Origin of the sequence: Parabacteroides caeci (genome assembly GCF_023656795.1) — a bacterium.
GTDB lineage: Bacteria > Bacteroidota > Bacteroidia > Bacteroidales > Tannerellaceae > Parabacteroides > Parabacteroides segnis.
The window spans coordinates 1-17,690 of the sequence record NZ_JAMOKT010000076.1; the positions used below are offsets into that span (position 1 = coordinate 1).

Below are 17,690 nucleotides of genomic sequence, written 5' to 3' on the forward strand. Positions count from 1 at the left end.
TAGTTTGAGCCGGTCTCTGCATACAAACAGAGGCTTAGAAAAGCTTGAGCCGTATGAGGGGAAACTCTCATGTACGGTTCTTAGGGGGGAAGAGGGCAGCAATGCCCTTGACCTACCCGATCGACCGTCCGACCTGCAACAGCGTGACGGACGTGGCGTCAGAGCCGGCAACGAGATTGCCAAGCATTTTGCCGGGAACAACGTGGATGTCATCATCTACGCCGTGGAGAAGTCGCTGGACAGCTACAAATTCAACCTGCTGCACTGTAAGCAAACTTTCATATCGCAGTTGAAAAGCGGAGCTATGGGGGCACGTACCATCGACGAGGGGGCGATGGACGAGAAATCGGGCATGAACTTCTCGGAGTATATGGCTCTGCTATCCGGCAATACAGACCTGCTCGACAAAGCGAAATTGGAGAAGCGTATCGCCTCGCTCGAAGGGGAACGCAAGTCGTTTAATAAGGGCAGGCGCGATTCGGAGTTCAAACTGGAATCCAAAACGGGAGAACTGCGCAACAACACGGCTTTCATCGAAGCCATGACGGAGGACTGGAACAGGTTTCTTTCGGTTGTGCAGACTGACAAAGAGGGCAATCGCCTGAATGCCGTCAAGGTGGACGGCGTGGATTCAACGGATGAGAAGGTCATCGGTAAGCGTTTGCAGGAGATAGCCAAGAACGCCACGACGGGCGGACTGTACAAGGCTGTCGGGGAACTTTACGGCTTCCCGATAAAGGTGGTCAGCGAGAGGATGCTCAAAGAAGGACTGGAGTTTACCGACAACCGCTTCGTGGTGGAGGGAAACTACAAGTACACCTACAACAACGGGCATCTGGCGATGGCTGACCCGATAGCCGCCGCACGCAACTTCCTGAACGCGCTGGAGAGGATTCCGTCCATTATCGACCAGTACAAGGCGAAGAACGAGGTGCTGGAAAAGGAGATTCCGCAGTTGCAGGAGATAGCGGGCAAGGTGTGGAAAAAAGAGGACGAACTGAAACAGTTGAAGTCCGAGCTTGCCGCGCTTGACCGAAAGATTCAGCTGGAACTTGCACCGCCTGTGCCGGAAGTCATCGAAAAGGAGAAGGACGGGCAGGATGTCAAACCGGTTGCGGAAGGTGTACGCAACGTTCCGCCACAACACAGCGGAGAAACACCGCAAATACGCAGTCCGGCGAATGAGCAAAATCCATCGGAAAAATTCATCGCTAATCATATTATAATTGGGCGTCTGGGATTATATGCGAAAGATGAGAATCGACCAAAAGGGATTAAAATATGATATATGTTAGCAAGAGGGATAGTATTAAAGATTATCCTTCTTGCTATTCTTGTTTGCCTCACATTAAGATGTGTAATTTAATTCATATGTAGTTGTGAGAATGGAGAACTTTGAAGACTTAAATCAATTCCACATGGAGTTTCGGAGGTCAAAACGGTGACAAACGGCTGCAAAAATCGGCATTATAATACCTTGATTTTCTCTTAATAGATTTTAACAAACGAGAATTTCGCCTATTGGCGATTAGGTAAGTACGCAGCCATTGAACAGGAAAATGTGAGACTGAAAGCCGAGAACGATAATATCAGAGAGTCTTTCCCTGATGCCGTCAGGAAGAGGTTGCGAAACGGACAAAAGCATTGACCGAGGTGAAGTGGTCGGCGCATGGTAATGTGACTATATGTGACACTTGCAGCCCTTTAATGACATAAAACATCGCCACATACTCAATGAGGTTGGTGATGTTGCGTAAGGTCGGTATGATTGGAAAATTGATAGAGGGCGAAGTGGAATCAGCCTGTAATGGTGATTAATAGGGCAAATTCCTCCTTTTGAAGACTTTTTTATCGTTCAACCTCTATTCTCATTTCACAATTTGTTGCGCCTCGTAAGATAGAGTTACAGAGTGTTACAATAAATTTTTCGTCTTTCCACAAGCTGTGCAAAGAATAAATCACGCTTTGGCGTGAACACTCACAGAGCAGAGGTGTAGTGACATATCCATTTCTACACAACCCACAAGTGCATTCCAAGAAGATAAGACGATAGATATGACCTTTCTCAACAATCTCACCTTTTACTCCGGGTAAGTCATTTGCCAACAGAAAGAAATCATCCATATCTCCTTTGGCGGTTTCATAGAGTTTCTTATAAATAGAAAGCGTGCCACCATTTACACAATTCTTTCCACATTCCGAAAAGAAAGCAGACCGCTGTTCTGGAGATAGCCGCGCAATACCTTTTTCAAAACCTCTAAACCAATTTGATATTTCCATGTCGATATAATTATAATACCTGTCTGTTCAATATATAAGCAATAACAAAACACAAAGCGCAGACAGCATCGCCACTTATTTATTCGGAGGTCTAAGGAAACCTTGCATACAGGCAGTAATAGCAACAACGCTAAGAGTGAGAACCACTATGCCATCTAATTATGCAATTTGAAAATATCCTACGTTTCCAAATACCTTGATACACACAACGCTTCATTTTATTACATTATGTATTGGATAGAGTTGCCCCAATCCAAATACAAAGGTAGTGAGATTCTCGTAAAAGTATCTCGCTAACAGGCATAAATCAGCTTTTCAAGGCTCATTTTCCTACTTTTTGTACCTCTATTGGCTCTCCAAGCGTCCTAAAACCTGTATTATAGCGGTAATAGACAATTCCTTGATAAGTTTTTCTCGAAGATATTTTTTTGTTTCAACAAAAAGTGCTAATTTTGTTCCCGAATGGTAACATCAATATGGAACGCGATAGAGAAGCAACAGAAAAACGGCTGTTAAATACGATTGGACAGATGATAGCCGAAAACGGATTTGAGAAGATAGGCATCAATGCCGTTTCTGCTCAGTCCGGGGTGTCCAAGATTTTGATTTACCGCTATTTCAATTCAATAGACGGTTTGATTGCCGCATATATACGCAAGCATGATTTCTGGCTGAACTCTTCGCTTGAGTTCTCAGATGCGACACAGGTACTTCCTGCGGTTAAGAGAATGTTCCGTGAACATATCGAACAATTGCGAACTGACCCGGTTTTAAGAAAACTCTATCGTTGGGAACTCTCCTGCGACAATGATGTAATTACAGCCTTAAGGGAGCAGAGGGAAACGATTGGCATGAATTTGATAAAACAAGTTTGCGTTGTAACAGGACGTCCGCAACAGGAAATAGCAACGTTATCTGCGATGATTACAGCATCCATTACTTATCTGGCAATGCTTGGTGATTATTGCCCCGTATTTAACGGAATAAGCATAAGCGAGGACAATGGGTGGAAGCAAATTTATCAAGAAGTGGAGAATCTGATAGACAGAATGTTCGCAGATTGAAATCTGTTTATCCGGACTACAAAATTTTTTCGCCTCAATGTTCCCGACAAGTAACATAAATAAATTATAAGAAATGACAAAAATGATTATTGCTCTTTTAGGATTGCTTTCGACAATCAGCCTTACTTCCTGCGACAAGGAACTGATCGAGTACGAGCAGGGTGATATAAAAGTCTGCATCGAACAAGGTCGGGAATGGCTACATGATTTCCCGGTGTTCTTAGGTATCAAGAAGAAAAACCCGCCACAAATAGCCATCTGGCTGGAAGATATGCAAGGGAATTATCTTTCGACAGTATATGTTTCGCACAAGATAGCGACACAGGACTGGCAGATGGCAAAAGGCAACCGCAGAAAAGAGGCGTTGCCGCACTGGTGCTATTCCCGTGGGATAATATATGATGACGGGCTTTATCTGCCTACAAAGGACAAGCCCGTGGTGGACGGAATTTCGGGGGCAACTCCCCGTGAAAGTTTCGATGTGAAGCTTAGGACTGCAAATCACTTACAACACTTTATAGTTAAAGTGGAGGTCAATCACTCCACAGACTTTAATGACAATTTCCCTAAAAACGCCCAAGAGGGAGATGCAAATTATTCCGGAGGCAAAGAGGGAAGCGGACAACCTGCGGTCATTTACAAGGCTGAAGTCGATTTGACAACGGGTAAAAAGACCTTTGAGACCACGCTGATAGGACACAGCAGCCCGGACGGAAGTGATGGCGAAATCCATACGGATCTGTCGGGATTGACAACGGCATTGGAAATAGTTGAACGGATAACGATAAACATACAGTAATGAGAAATATAATTATATTGGCATTGATATTTCTTGGGACAACCGTACACGCCCAAGAGATCCGACGTATATCCTATGCGACGACAATCGGTACTGGCTTAGATATGAGCAAGCCTTCATGTACGCCGTTTGTATGGCAGGTAATCGGCAATTACAATTTCAATGAACGTTTATCCGCAGGAGTGGGAACCGGCATATCGCTATTTGAGAAACCGATAGTGCCTTTATTTGCAGATGTGAAATTCCACATTTGCAAACCGAGGAAATTCACCCCCTTTATCCAGTGCGGCGCAGGATATGGGATTGCAGCCTCAAAGGAGGCTAATGGGGGTATCTATCTCAATCCTACTGCCGGAATCTCATACTCCGTATATAAACGTATGAAACTGTTCGTGTCAATAGGATATGAACTGCAAAAACTGGAGCGGTTAAAGAAATTTGACAGCGAAATTATAGCAGTCGAGTTTTCAGAGAAACTGAGCCATAATCTCATATCCATGAAAGTCGGAATTGAGTTTTAGCAGCCGGATTTTGAAGCCTGACTAAAATAGAGTTACAGATTAATTGCCTAATTTTGCCCAAGGGAGCTATTTGGTGTGGCTTCTGAAACGCACAAAAGCAAAATATCGCAAGAGAATAGCAAGAAACGTACATTGAAACGCAATATTAGTCCACAAGGTCGTTCATATTCTCTCTACTTTTGCCGACTAAAATAAACCAGAACATGAGGTACAAGTATGGACTATAATTTTGAGATCAAGCATTTAGGTGCTATCCCTGTTGTATATTGTAGCCATTATATGGCATACACCAATATACGGTAGGGGTACGCCTATGTAATAACATAATTGAAAAATGGTTTAATAAAGAAGATGAAAAGGATACTGTTTACTCTATTATATCTGACTTTAATATTGCCTGCTTTCGCTGATGGAAATAAAGCGATAGAAAAAGTATTGCAGGATTATGTCATGGGGAAAGATGCCCGTATTGGTGTCGCTGTCATTATCAATGGCAAAGACACAGTGTCTGTCAACGGCGAGCATGATTTTCCGATGATGAGCGTAGTCAAATTCCCTTTGGCTCTAACAGTTGCCAACTGGATAGATACAAATGGCATGACACTTAACGATTCCATTACATTCAACGGAAATGTCTTGAATGAAAACACTTATAGTCCGATGCTCAAAAAATACGGCAAATCCCGCAATATTATGACTGTAAGGGAACTGTTTGAATGGTCATTGATAGAAAGCGATAATAATGCGGCGGATATACTTCTGAAGTATGTAGGCGGCCCATCCGGTGCGACATCAATAATGCGGAAGATGGGCATTTCTGACGATATTGTAATCGGCGCATCCGAAGAAGATATGCACCGCAATCCATATCTGAGCTATCTTAACCGTTCCACCCCTTTGGCAATGGCACAACTTTTTGACAGGTTCTACACCGAAATGAGAAATGTATCGCAATCATATTCAGAAATATCGACTATGCTCGAACAATGTTATACCGGGCTTGACAGACTTGCCGCACCTCTTTTGTCCGCAAAGATAGGTCATAAGACCGGTACTGGTTTTCCGACACCAGAAGGACGCATATCTGCAATAAACGATTGTGGGTATGTATATCTGCCTGACGGTACGAGATACTCAATTGCTGTATTTGTAGCGGATTCCGGTTATGACATGACAGAGACATCAGCTATAATTGCGGAGATTTCTAACATCGTTTGGAAGGGAGTGATTAAACAAAAAATAAAATAAAAATATGGAACAAAAATTTTGTCAGAGTTGCGGAATGCCGCTGGCTGATTCCGATAAGGGAACAAACATCGACGGTAGCCTCAATGAGGATTACTGCAACTATTGTTATAAGGACGGCAAGTTCGCTATGGAGATGACTATGGAGCAGATGGTTGACCACTGCGCCCAGTTCACTGATGAAATAAACAAATGGTCTGGGGAAAATATGACTGTGGAAGAGGCGAAAGAGATGATGCGGCAATTTTATCCAACCCTCAAACGCTGGAAGAACAGGCTATGAAATATTGTTGTACAGTTTTATCCGTGTCAGATATAAAAAAAGCCCGAAGTTTCTACGAAAACATATTCGGGCTGGAAGTCTGTCAGGATTATGGACGAAATATTTTGTTCTCCTGCGGTTTGGCTTTACAGCAGGATTTCGACTGGCTTATTGGCGTCCCAAAGGACAAAGTATATAAAAAGCCCAACAATGTTGAAATAGCCTTTGAGGAACGTGATTTTGATGACTTTCTGCAAAAGCTGAATGGGAATCCGGGAATCGTATTCTTGGGAGAAGTCATTGAACATGATTGGGGACAGCGAGTGATTCGTTTCTATGATTTGGATGGACATCTCATAGAAGTGGGAGAAGAGATGAAAATGGTCATAGAGAGATTCATTTCTGATGGAATGACTTTAGAAGAAGTTTCCCAAAGGATGGATGTTGCTGTTGATACCCTGCTGAAATTATTGGATTCCGGCCACATTGTGACAAACGATAAATTCTAATTAAAAAAGAACAAATGGCTTTTGATTTCAAAAAAGAATACAAGGAGTATTATATGCCTAAGAACAAACCTGCGATTGTTGATGTCCCTGCTGCTAACTATATTGCTGTTAGAGGAGAAGGTAACCCCAACGAAGAAGGCGGGGCATATCAACAAGCTATCGGTGTCCTGTATGCGGTGGCTTATACTCTAAGAATGAGTTATAAGACAGACTATAAAATCAATGGTTTCTTTGAATATGTTGTTCCTCCTTTGGAAGGCTTTTGGTGGCAGGATGGCATGGATAGCGTGGATTATAGCAATAAATCGAAATTCAAATGGATTTCCGTTCTTCGGTTGCCCGACTTTATAACGAAGCAAGATTTTGATTGGGCTGTTGCCACCGCTTCCAATAAGAAAGGAATTGACTGCTCCTCCGCCCAATTTTTAACGTTAAACGAAGGGTTATGTGTGCAAATCATGCACTTGGGTTCTTATGACTGCGAGCCGGAAACGGTTGCTATCATGGAGCGGTATCTGTTACAAAATGGCTATGTTAAAGACTTAAAAGGAGACAGATTGCACCATGAAATATATCTTTCTGATCCAAGAAGATGTACTCCGGAAAAATTAAAAACCGTGATAAGACTTCCTGTTAGAAAATGTGGCAACCATATACTGAAAGAATAAAAAATCTAATTAGACCTATATAAAATCATATAAGACATGGATATACAACGCATAATCAGCTTGGTCAAAGAGACTAAGGGAATAATCACAAACAGGGATATGGTATCCCATGTGAAAGAGAAGGGCGTGGCCGATTATGTAACGCAAGTTGATGTAGCCGTACAGGACTTTCTGAAAAAGGCACTACATACACTTGTCCCGGAAATACAGTTTCTCGGAGAGGAAACAGGTTTACAACGAATGGATGCTGATAGCTATTGGATTCTTGATCCCGTTGACGGCACTACGAACCTCATGCACGACTATCAGCATAGCGTGGTCTCGTTGGCTCTTTGTCGCCAAAAGGAAATTGTTATGGGTATTGTCTATGACCCATTTCACGATGAACTGTTTTCTGCTGTCAAAGGCGAAGGTAGTTTCTTGAATGGCAGCCCCATACACGTTTCATCTGCCCAGAAGCTATCGGAAACCATCATTGGTATAGGTACAGCAAAAAGAGAACTGGCAAAGGAGAACTTTTCAAGATTTCTCCAAGTTTATGAAAATTCGCAAGATATCCGAAGGCTTGGTTCTGCCGCATTGGAATTGGCATATACCGCGTGTGGCAGACAAGGTGGGTATTTCGAGGTATATCTGAACCCGTGGGATTATGCGGCAGGTATGCTTATAGTACAAGAAGCCGGAGGTAAAGTGACAGACTGGAATGGAAATGCACTTGATCCTGCAAAAGGTAGCCAAGTCGCAGGGACAAACGGGAAAGTCCACGAGGAACTGCTAAAACTATTATTGTGAGACAGTAAAAACAATACTTTGGGAAAGCCCGCTTTTTAGAAGTTAGAAAAGGACATTTATTCCCATTGAACGAAAGAAAAGGCTATACGCAATGAGTGATTCTGCCAAATATACAAAACAAGTAAATCTGGTTCTTGATTATATCAATGCCCATATAAACGAAGAACTTGATATAAAGTCATTGGCGGAGAAAACATATTTGTCCGCTTACCATTTCCACCGTATATTTACGGCAGTAATGGGCGAACCGTTAGCTAAATATGTAATGCGTAGGCGCTTGGAACTTGCCTCTATCCAGTTGCGAGACGATATGCATAAACCCGTCACGAATATAGCTATTGAATGCGGTTTTAATTCAGCTAATGTCTTCTGCCGCAATTTCAAGAAACACTTCGGTATGACTGCTGAAGCGTACAGAAGCAAAATGCAGCAAGAAAATAGCAAAGAACGTACATTGGAGCGCAACATAAGTCCATACAGGCGTTCATATTCTCACTACTTTTGCCGGCAAAAATCATTCAAAATAGGAGAAACAAGTATGGACTGTAATTTTGAGATCAAACATTTAGATGCCATCCATGTGGTGTATTGTCGCCATATTGGTGCATACACCAATATGCAACAAGCATTTGAAAAGTTGATGCGATGGGCGTACCCCAAAGGATTATTACCGATGCACGATTCTCGTTTAGCCTCGATTTATCACAATAATCCGAATACGACGGAAGAGGGCAAACTTATTTCTGATGCTTGTCTGATAGTCAAGGAACCGATGAAGACCGACGGAGAAATAAGTTCATATATTATCCCTGCCGGACAATATGCAGTGGGGAGGTTTGAAATCTCATGGGATGAATTTCAGCGCGCATGGGAATGTATGTTCCATTTGGTAGAAGAACACGGTTGCAAATGTTGCGGACTGGCCTTTGAAATCTATATGAATAACCATGAAGAACATCCGGAAAAGAAATGGGTAGTGGATATATGTATTCCTGTAACATCTAAATGTAATTGGTATGACTAATGAAGTATTATACCTGCTGTTGAATGATTACACAGATCATGAAGCGGTGTATCTATCGGAAGGTATCTCTTCCGACGAATCCGCCTTGAAAGAGAATCCGAAATATGTCAATAAGGTCGTGGCACCGACATTGGAACCTGTTAAATCCATAGGCGGTTTTCGGACTATACCGGATTATTCATTTGACACGATGCCAGATAATTATGCGGCATTGGTACTGATTGGAGGCTTCGGATGGAAAACACTGGACGCAGAGCAGGTCATACCAATTGTCTGTAAGGCAATTAAGAGTGGTAAGATTATAGGAGCTATCTGTAACGCCGCTTCGTTTATGGCAAAGCATGGATTCCTAAATGCCGTTAAGCATACCGGTAACGGTCTGGAGCAGTTGAAACTATGGGGTGGTGAAAACTACACAAATCAGGGAGACTATATTCATGCCCAAGCCGTCAGCGACAAGAACATTGTAACGGCAAATGGTTCCGCGACCCTTGAGTTTGCAAAAGAATTGTTGTTGCTGCTTGAAAACGATGCGCCGGAACGTATCGAGATGTTTTATCAGTTTAACAAGCAAGGCTTTTGCTCATTATGTCCAAATAGTTCTAATACAAAATGATTCATATGAAATTATCGTTCCTTTTGATATTCACATTGCTCATGGCGTCATGCGGTCAGCATAACACGAAAGTCAGCTCAGGCTGTGACACGGAACATGATTTGTCGTATATTACTGTTGAAAGCATCTATGGGCGTTGGCAGCTTGAAGAATATCATCCGGCTGAAACTTCATCAATGAAGTTGATTCATGTTAAAAGTGACAAAAAATATCGGCTTCAGTTCCTTGATTCAGGTATCTTCTCATGCACTACGGATTGTAATACTCTTTCGGGAAACTTTGTCGCAGATGATTCGCTTCTGTCATTCCAAAATATAGCATGGACAGAAATGGCATGCGAAGATATGTCTATAGAGAACGAGATGAAAGCACTGCTGCCCAGAGTACAAAGGTACACGGTCACTTCCGATTCTCTGTTCCTAAAGAATGATGGGGGACGCATTTTAGCTGTATATAGTCAAATGGTTGATAAATCGATTTCTTTAGATGAGAGATACGAAAGAAAATAATAATCTGAAGATATAAGTTTAAGGGAAAAACGCTACCTTTGCAGAACTAACAGAAAAATAAATAGTTGTTCAACAATATGAAATGGCAGTTGTGCATATAGCTACGCTCAACGAATAGCACTCCAAAAGTTTGCTATTGAGCAACTGACGGGCTTGTATCAGGTCTGTCATATGTTGCGTTGCCAATAATTCCCTTTAATTATTTCTAAAGCACTCGTTACGCTGCTACCGGCAGTGTGGCTTGTCGTTTCATATTGGTTTGAACAAATGAATTATACCTATAAGAAAATCTGGCTCATCACTTTTCCTGTTATGATGAGCATCCTTATCGAACAGCTGATAAATATTACCGATGCCTTATTCTTGGGGCATGTGGGTGATGTGGAACTGGGCGCATCTGCCCTTGCCGGAATATGGTTCTTGGCAATTTATATGCTCGGCTTCGGGTTCAGTTTGGGCCTACAAGTGGTAATCGCACGTCGAAACGGAGAACAGCGGTATGAGGAAACGGGAAAAACGTTTTATCAGGGATTGTTCTTCTTGCTGATATTGGCAGCACTCCTTTGTTTGCTGTCCAAGATATTTTCTCCCATTCTGTTGAAACATCTGATAACTTCGGATGATGTCTATAATGCGGTTATCCGCTATTTGGATTGGCGTATTTGGGGATTGTTGTTCTCTTTCCCGTTCCTTGCATTACGCTCGTTTTTGGTAGGCATTACACAGACAAAATCCCTGAACATGGCGGCGTTCACTGCCGTATTAGTGAACATTCCGCTGAACTGGCTCCTGATATTCGGCTTCGATATGGGTATATCGGGGGCGGCTATCGCTTCTTCATCTGCCGAAATGTGTTCGCTGGCTGTATTGGCTGCATATATGTTTCGCCACATTGATAAAAAAGTGTATGGCTTATACTGGCGTATTGATATAACGATATTGAAAGAGGTATTTTCTATCTCGGTATGGAGCATGCTCCAGTTCTTTACAAGTGTAGCCATTTGGTTTCTGTTCTTTGTGGCTATCGAACGTTTGGGAGAAACGGAATTGGCAGTATCAAACATTGTAAGAAGTGTTTCCGCACTGTTTTCCGTTATCGTCAATGCGTTGGCAGGTGTCACCGGTTCTTTGGTGAGTAACCTGATTGGAGCAGGTGAAAAGAAAAAAGTATTTCCGCTTTGCCATAAGATTATCCGTTTAGGATATGCGACAGGCATTCCACTGATTGCTTTTGCGTTGTTCTTTCACCAGCACATTATAGGGGCTTATACGGAAAATCCCGCTATCGTACAGCTTGCATGGCCGCCTTTTCTTGTCATGCTATTGAATTACTTCTTTGCACTACCCGGTTACGTCTATCTGAATGCAGCAACAGGAACGGGAGCAACACGGACGGTATTCATTTTTCAGGTGACAACAACTATTGCTTATCTGTTCTGCTTATGGGGATTAGGTTATTGTAATGTCCCGTTAGCGGCATATTGGGCAGTGGAATACTTATATGTGATACTACTTGGTACACAATCCGTCATTTATCTTAAATATAAACAATACTAAGAACTGAAAGTTATGATGAACAAGATATATCCCCGTAAAGGTGACACGCAAACCGTTTATTTGAATGCTGTCGTAAAAGACCCGTCTATCGAAATAGGCGACTATACCATTTACAATGATTTTGTTTCAGACCCGTGTCTGTTTGAGCAAAACAACGTATTGTATCATTATCCCATTAACCATGAACGGCTGATAATTGGAAAGTTCTGTTCTATTGCTTGCGGAGCAAAATTTCTGTTCAACTGCGCCAATCATACCCTGAAATCACTATCGACTTACACGTTCCCGCTGTTTTATGAAGATTGGGAATTGGATAAGGCATATGTAACTTCCGCTTGGGACAACAAAGGCGACATCGTGATAGGCAATGACGTGTGGATAGGCTATGAAGCCGTTATTATGGCTGGTGTCCATATCGGTGACGGGGCTATTGTTGGCACGAGGGCTGTTGTGACAAAAGATGTGCCGCCCTATACTATTGTGGGTGGTGTCCCTGCAAAAGAGATACGAAAGCGGTTCAGTCCTGATATGATAGAACAGATGCAGACTTTGAGATGGTGGGATTGGCCGGTAGATAAGATACGGGAGTTTTTGCCTTATCTAAAAGATGGTCGTTTGGATAAATTATAGACAATATGAAATCGATCAAAAATCTAATTTCACTCGAATACATGCTGATAGTGTTATTGATTATCGGCATATTGTCTGTTTGGCATAAGGAATGGCGAGATTTAGAAAAACTGGAAGTTCAAAATCGTCATATAGATACTTTTTGTCAGGAATCTCACGAAACATATGTTTTGCTTATAGAGTTTTCTTTATCAGGTGAGACAATATTAGAGTGGGAAGATGCAGATTTGGAACATTACCATCGTCAACGAATGACAGTGGACAGTATATTGTGCCGTTTCAAAATGATTTATCCGTCAGAACGCATTGACAGTGTACGCCATCTTCTTGAAGATAAGGAGAAACAAATGCGCGGTATCGTTAAAATACTAAATGAGCAGCAAGCCCTCAATAAAAAGATTGTCCGTCAAGTACCTGTAATCATGCAGAGAAGTATGCAGGAACAGCCCCAAAAACCGAAGCGAAAAGGATTCTTGGGCATTTTCGGCAAGAAAGAAGATGCAAAGCCCACAGAAACAACTGCGATGCTCCGTTCCCTCAATCGAAATATGATAGCTGAACAACAAGTACAAAGCCGCCGTCTGTCGGAACACGCCGACAGCCTTGCCGCACGGAACGCGGAACTTAACCGTCAGTTGCAAAGTTTAATTCGCCAAATGGATAAAAAGGTGCAAGCCGACTTGCAGAAGAGAGGAGCTGAGATAACTGCGATGCGAGAGCAATCTTTTATACAAATCAGTTGTCTAACGGGATTCGTTCTTCTACTGTTGGTCATTTCTTATATCATCATTCACCGAAATGCCAACCGCATCAAACGATATAAACAGAAAACGACAGACCTAATTGAGCAACTGAAATTGTCAGTTCAAAAAAATGAGGAATTGATAACTTCCCGCAAAAAAGCCGTGCATACCATAACCCATGAACTGCGTACGCCTTTAACAGCAATAACCGGTTATGTTGGACTGATAGAAAAAGAGAATGACATAGATAAAACAGGTACATATATTCAGAACATCCGACAATCCTCCGAACGTATGCGTAAAATGCTCAACACCCTGCTTGACTTCTTCCGACTGGACAACGGCAAAGAACAGCCGAATTTGTCTCCTTACAGGATTTCAGCAATTACACAGACTCTCGAAACAGAGTTTATGCCTATGGCGATGAACAAAGGGCTGGCTCTTACCATAACAAACCAGACAGAAGCTATTGTCTTGGTAGATAAAGAGCGCATACTGCAAATCGGGAACAACTTATTGTCTAATGCCGTCAAGTTCACGGAGAACGGTACCGTATCATTGACAACAGACTATGATAATAGTGTCTTGACAATCATTGTAGAAGATACGGGTACTGGTATGACAGACGAGGAACAGAAAAGAGTGTTCGGTGCGTTTGAACGTCTGTCAAACGCCGCCACAGAAGACGGTTTCGGTTTGGGACTTTCCATCGTACAGCGTATTGTGACAATGCTTAACGGGACTATCTGTCTGAAAAGCGAAAAAGACAAAGGTAGCCGTTTTATGGTGGAAATACCTGTACAACCTGCCGAAGAACAACTATCACAACGTACAGTCCGGAATTATACCCATAACAACAAGAGATACCATGATGTTGTTGCCATTGACAATGACGAGGTGCTTCTTCTGATGCTGAAAGAAATGTATGCTCAAGAAGGAGTACACTGCGACACCTGTACCGATGCTGCGGAACTGATGGAAATGATAAGGAAAAAGGAATACAGTCTGTTGCTTACCGACCTGAATATGCCGGAGATAAACGGCTTCGAGTTACTGGAACTGTTGCGTTCGTCCAATGTGGGCAATTCAAAGACTATTCCGGTGGTGGTGACAACCGCTTCGGGCAGTTGCAACAAGGCGGAACTTATTGAACGTGGATTCGCCGGATGTCTGTTCAAGCCGTTCTCCATATCGGAACTGATGGAAGTTTCAGATAACTGTGCCATGATTATGACGCAGGATGAAGTGCCAGACTTCTCCACCTTGTTATCCTACGGCAATGAATCCGCCATGCTGGAGAAGCTGATAACGGAAACCGAAAAGGAAATGCAGGCGGTTAGGGATGCGGAACAAAATAAAGACCTGCAAAAGCTGGATGCCCTGACACACCATCTGCGCAGCTCATGGGAGATACTCCGTGCCGACCAACCGCTGAGAAACCTTTATAAATTACTTCACGGTAATACACCTCCCGACTATGAAGCGTTACATAATGCTGTTACTGCCATATTGGATAAAGGCATACAAATCATCCGGCGGGCAAAAGAAGAAAGGAGAAAATACAATAATGGATAAGACAAAAATCATCGTGGTAGAGGACAATATCGTGTACTGCGAGTTTGTCTGCAACTTGCTGACACGGGAAGGATTCCGTACCGTGAAGGCTTTCCACTACTCAACTGCGAAGAAATACCTGCAACAAGCCACAGAAAATGACATAATTGTTTCAGACCTACGCCTGCCCGACGGCGACGGCATCGACCTATTGCGCTGGATGCGCAAAGAAGGGATGATGCAACCGTTCATCATCATGACCGACTATGCCGAAGTGCATACGGCAGTGGAAAGCATGAAACTCGGCTCATTAGACTATATACCCAAGCAGCTTGTGGAGGACAAACTCGTCCCTCTACTCCGTACCCTATTAAAAGAACGGAGTATCGGGAGAAACCGTATGCCAGTGTTCTCCCGTGACGGTTCGGCATTTCAATTCATCATGAAACGAATAAGGCTGGTAGCCCCTACCGATATGAGCGTGCTGATATTCGGAGAAAACGGCACGGGCAAGGAGCATATCGCACACCAACTGCACGATAAGAGCAAACGGGCAGGAAAACCGTTCGTTGCGGTGGACTGCGGTTCACTCACCAAAGAACTTGCTCCGGCGGCATTCTTCGGACACGTCAAAGGAGCGTTTACGGGTGCGGACAATAGCAAGAATGGTTATTTCCACGAGGCGGAAGGCGGCACGCTGTTCTTGGATGAGGTTGGCAATCTCGCAATGGAAACCCAGCAGATGTTGCTCCGATCCATACAGGAACGGAGATACCGCCCGATAGGTGATAAGACGGATAAAAGTTTCAATGTCCGTATCATCGCCGCCACCAACGAAGATCTGGAGACGGCTGTGAATGAAAAGCGCTTCCGGCAAGACCTGTTATATCGTCTGCATGATTTTGAGATAACAGTCCCGCCGTTGCGCGACTGTCAGGAGGACATCATGCCGCTGGCGGAGTTTTTCCGCGAGATAGCGAACAAAGAGCTGGAATGCGACGTCATCGGATTTGACGGGGAAGCCCGGAAGACATTGCTGACCCACGCTTGGTCGGGCAATGTCCGTGAGCTTCGTCAGAGAATCATGGGTGCGGTGTTGCAGGCGCAGACCGGGCTTATCACGAAAGAACATCTGGAGCTTGCCGTAACTAAACCAACCTCTCCCGTCAGTTTCGCTCTGCGCAACGACGCGGAAGACAAGGAACGTATCCTACGTGCTTTGAAGCAGGCGAACGGGAACCGCAAGGTTGCCGCCGAACTGCTCGGAATAGGACGTACAACGCTGTACAGCAAGCTGGAAGAGTATGGGTTGAAATACAAATTCAGGCAATCATAGCCGGTAATTCACCGAATTTAGCTATCTTTGCATGAACATTTGAAGGTAAACGGCGATTGAAGAACCTTTCGCCGCCGATATATAACATAAGACCGCAAGGCGTCCTAATGGGAATCTGGAAAATTAACATTAACAGGAACTATTGCGTGATTGCTTATGCTATGCCTACGCATAGCGTGCATTCACCTATTCCTGTTAAGGGCATTCCAGAGCCTCCATTAGAAGTAGTGTGAATTGCACGCTACTTTTTTGCTTAATGGTCAATGAAAGGAAAAAGATTATGGGTAAAGTTCAGATTCTTGCCGTCCTCACAATGGACGGGTGTCATTCTTCAGAATTGTATGGCAAAGCGTATGAGGATTTACGCCTTGACCGCTGCGATATTGACAAAATAAGGGAAAACGCACTTTACCATATCACGCCGGACTACTCCATCTCCATGCTGGACGAATGGCGGAAAGACAATACAAACATCTGCTATCTTGCCGAAGCCACTCCCGACAATTCGGACTATATCAACGGACTGTTGCGTATGCGGGTGGTGGATGAGATTATCCTATATACCGTGCCTTTCATATCCGGAACGGGGCGGCATTTCTTCAGGTCTGCACTGCCCGAAGCACGCTGGACACTCTACTCACAAAAGAGTTATTCTAACGGAGTGTACCGGAGCATCTACACGCGCATGGGAACCATAAAATAGCAGGGATGTTCCATAGGAGAACACTTCTATAATCCGTTTAATAAAGCAATGTTCTGAAAAAGAACATTTTAAGGCTACCACAATTCATGTCGGATAAAAAACATCAATTTCTATTGCACTGAAATCCAGTACGTTGTAAAGACCGTGCCGGATTTTTTGCTTTTTGGTTGCGATTTTTGCCAATACTATTCATGTGCGCATACCGAAAACAGAGTGTAAAATTTCAAAATTGACAGGACATGAGTTATTTTCTATTGGCGGAAACCGATTTCTTCCGCAGGATAAACGAAGCCGGGGACTGCAATATGGAAAAAGCATACACGGCTTTCGCCACCCAAGTGATCGAACTGTGTATCGGCAGCCCGGACACGAACCGGACCATCATCGCGTTGGCTTACATCGAAATCGAATTACAGCATCATCCCGTGCGTAACCTTCCCGAAGAAAAGAAGGAAATAGCCAACTATGTCAGCAAGGCTCTCTCTTTCGTAAGGAAGATGCAGAAGTTCCTTGCCGCTCCCCAAGTGCCGCCACTAATCCCCATCCAAACATCCACCGACAACACAAACGAAAATACCGCCTCACCCTTGCAATGGACGGGTAACGCCATCGACCTCGTGGAGCTGATATACGGCATCAACGAGATGGGTTGTATCAACAACGGCAATATGCCGCTCAAACAACTTGCCCCACTCCTGTACAAAATATTCGGTGTGGAATCAAAAGACTGTTACCGTTTCTACATTGACATCAAACGCCGGAAGAACGAGAGCCGCACCTACTTCCTTGACAAAATGCAGGAAAAACTGAATGAGAAGATGCTCCGTGACGAAGAGATGGAGCGCATGAGAAGATAACAAGTATACATATACGAAAAG

18 protein-coding genes and 1 pseudogene are annotated in these 17,690 nt (G+C 43.5%); 18 read left to right on the top strand and 1 reads right to left on the bottom strand.

What is annotated here, in order from left to right; genetic code table 11:
* A pseudogene (locus NBH15_RS25195) lies at positions 1 to 1,285 on the top strand (DNA methylase); the annotation flags it as partial.
* A gap of 563 nt (positions 1,286 to 1,848) precedes the next feature.
* Here the strand turns inward: NBH15_RS25195 and NBH15_RS25200 are convergent.
* Complete coding sequence (locus NBH15_RS25200; RefSeq protein WP_250823847.1) at positions 1,849 to 2,280, bottom strand: hypothetical protein; 432 nt, start codon at positions 2,278 to 2,280, stop codon at positions 1,849 to 1,851.
* 476 nt (positions 2,281 to 2,756) lie between these two features.
* On the opposite strand from NBH15_RS25200, the gene NBH15_RS25205 reads away from it, so the two are divergent.
* The 17 genes from NBH15_RS25205 (at position 2,757) to NBH15_RS25285 (ending at position 17,669) form a co-directional block, all read left to right on the top strand.
* A complete protein-coding gene (locus NBH15_RS25205) occupies positions 2,757 to 3,344 on the top strand; it encodes a TetR/AcrR family transcriptional regulator (protein ID WP_250823848.1) in 588 nt (195 codons plus the stop codon).
* 73 nt (positions 3,345 to 3,417) lie between these two features.
* Positions 3,418 to 4,143 carry a T9SS type B sorting domain-containing protein gene (locus NBH15_RS25210; RefSeq protein ID WP_250823849.1) on the top strand — a complete coding sequence of 242 codons (726 nt, stop codon included), beginning with the start codon at positions 3,418 to 3,420 and terminating at the stop codon, positions 4,141 to 4,143.
* A complete protein-coding gene (locus tag NBH15_RS25215; protein WP_250823850.1) occupies positions 4,143 to 4,664 on the top strand; it encodes a hypothetical protein in 522 nt (173 codons plus the stop codon). Before NBH15_RS25210 ends, NBH15_RS25215 begins: the two co-directional genes overlap by 1 nt.
* Before the next feature lie 351 nt (positions 4,665 to 5,015).
* Positions 5,016 to 5,912: a class A beta-lactamase gene (gene bla / locus NBH15_RS25220; protein ID WP_250823851.1), complete on the top strand. Its 897-nt coding sequence runs from the start codon at positions 5,016 to 5,018 to the stop codon at positions 5,910 to 5,912.
* A gap of 4 nt (positions 5,913 to 5,916) precedes the next feature.
* Positions 5,917 to 6,192: a zinc ribbon domain-containing protein gene (locus NBH15_RS25225; protein ID WP_250823852.1), complete on the top strand. Its 276-nt coding sequence runs from the start codon at positions 5,917 to 5,919 to the stop codon at positions 6,190 to 6,192.
* On the top strand, positions 6,189 to 6,680 hold the full coding sequence (locus NBH15_RS25230) for a VOC family protein (RefSeq protein ID WP_284706490.1): 492 nt from the start codon (positions 6,189 to 6,191) through the stop codon (positions 6,678 to 6,680). The genes NBH15_RS25225 and NBH15_RS25230 overlap by 4 nt, the downstream gene beginning before the upstream one ends.
* A 14-nt stretch (positions 6,681 to 6,694) precedes the next feature.
* Entirely contained in the window at positions 6,695 to 7,348 is a 654-nt protein-coding gene (locus tag NBH15_RS25235; protein ID WP_250823854.1) for a GyrI-like domain-containing protein, read from the top strand.
* Between the two features lie 36 nt (positions 7,349 to 7,384).
* Positions 7,385 to 8,140: an inositol monophosphatase family protein gene (locus NBH15_RS25240; protein WP_250823855.1), complete on the top strand. Its 756-nt coding sequence runs from the start codon at positions 7,385 to 7,387 to the stop codon at positions 8,138 to 8,140.
* Between the two features lie 91 nt (positions 8,141 to 8,231).
* Positions 8,232 to 9,164 carry an AraC family transcriptional regulator gene (locus NBH15_RS25245; RefSeq protein ID WP_250823856.1) on the top strand — a complete coding sequence of 311 codons (933 nt, stop codon included), beginning with the start codon at positions 8,232 to 8,234 and terminating at the stop codon, positions 9,162 to 9,164.
* The gene (locus tag NBH15_RS25250) at positions 9,157 to 9,780 is read left to right on the top strand and encodes a DJ-1/PfpI family protein (protein ID WP_250823857.1); all 624 of its coding nucleotides are present in this window, start codon (positions 9,157 to 9,159) and stop codon (positions 9,778 to 9,780) included. The genes NBH15_RS25245 and NBH15_RS25250 overlap by 8 nt, the downstream gene beginning before the upstream one ends.
* 5 nt (positions 9,781 to 9,785) lie before the next feature.
* Positions 9,786 to 10,289, top strand: coding sequence for an META domain-containing protein (locus tag NBH15_RS25255; RefSeq protein ID WP_250823858.1), 504 nt, complete (start codon positions 9,786 to 9,788; stop codon positions 10,287 to 10,289).
* Positions 10,290 to 10,556: 267 nt separating this feature from the next.
* Positions 10,557 to 11,846, top strand: coding sequence for an MATE family efflux transporter (locus NBH15_RS25260; protein WP_250823859.1), 1,290 nt, complete (start codon positions 10,557 to 10,559; stop codon positions 11,844 to 11,846).
* A 12-nt stretch (positions 11,847 to 11,858) separates the two neighbouring features.
* Entirely contained in the window at positions 11,859 to 12,476 is a 618-nt protein-coding gene (locus NBH15_RS25265; protein ID WP_250823860.1) for a CatB-related O-acetyltransferase, read from the top strand.
* A gap of 5 nt (positions 12,477 to 12,481) precedes the next feature.
* Positions 12,482 to 14,794 carry a hybrid sensor histidine kinase/response regulator gene (locus NBH15_RS25270; protein ID WP_250823861.1) on the top strand — a complete coding sequence of 771 codons (2,313 nt, stop codon included), beginning with the start codon at positions 12,482 to 12,484 and terminating at the stop codon, positions 14,792 to 14,794.
* Positions 14,787 to 16,109 (top strand): sigma-54-dependent transcriptional regulator, encoded by a 1,323-nt coding sequence (locus tag NBH15_RS25275; protein ID WP_250823862.1) that lies wholly within the window; start codon positions 14,787 to 14,789, stop codon positions 16,107 to 16,109. The genes NBH15_RS25270 and NBH15_RS25275 overlap by 8 nt, the downstream gene beginning before the upstream one ends.
* A 280-nt stretch (positions 16,110 to 16,389) precedes the next feature.
* Positions 16,390 to 16,812, top strand: coding sequence for a dihydrofolate reductase family protein (locus tag NBH15_RS25280; RefSeq protein WP_250823863.1), 423 nt, complete (start codon positions 16,390 to 16,392; stop codon positions 16,810 to 16,812).
* A gap of 239 nt (positions 16,813 to 17,051) precedes the next feature.
* Entirely contained in the window at positions 17,052 to 17,669 is a 618-nt protein-coding gene (locus tag NBH15_RS25285; protein ID WP_250823864.1) for an RteC domain-containing protein, read from the top strand.
* Positions 17,670 to 17,690 lie beyond the last annotated feature (21 nt).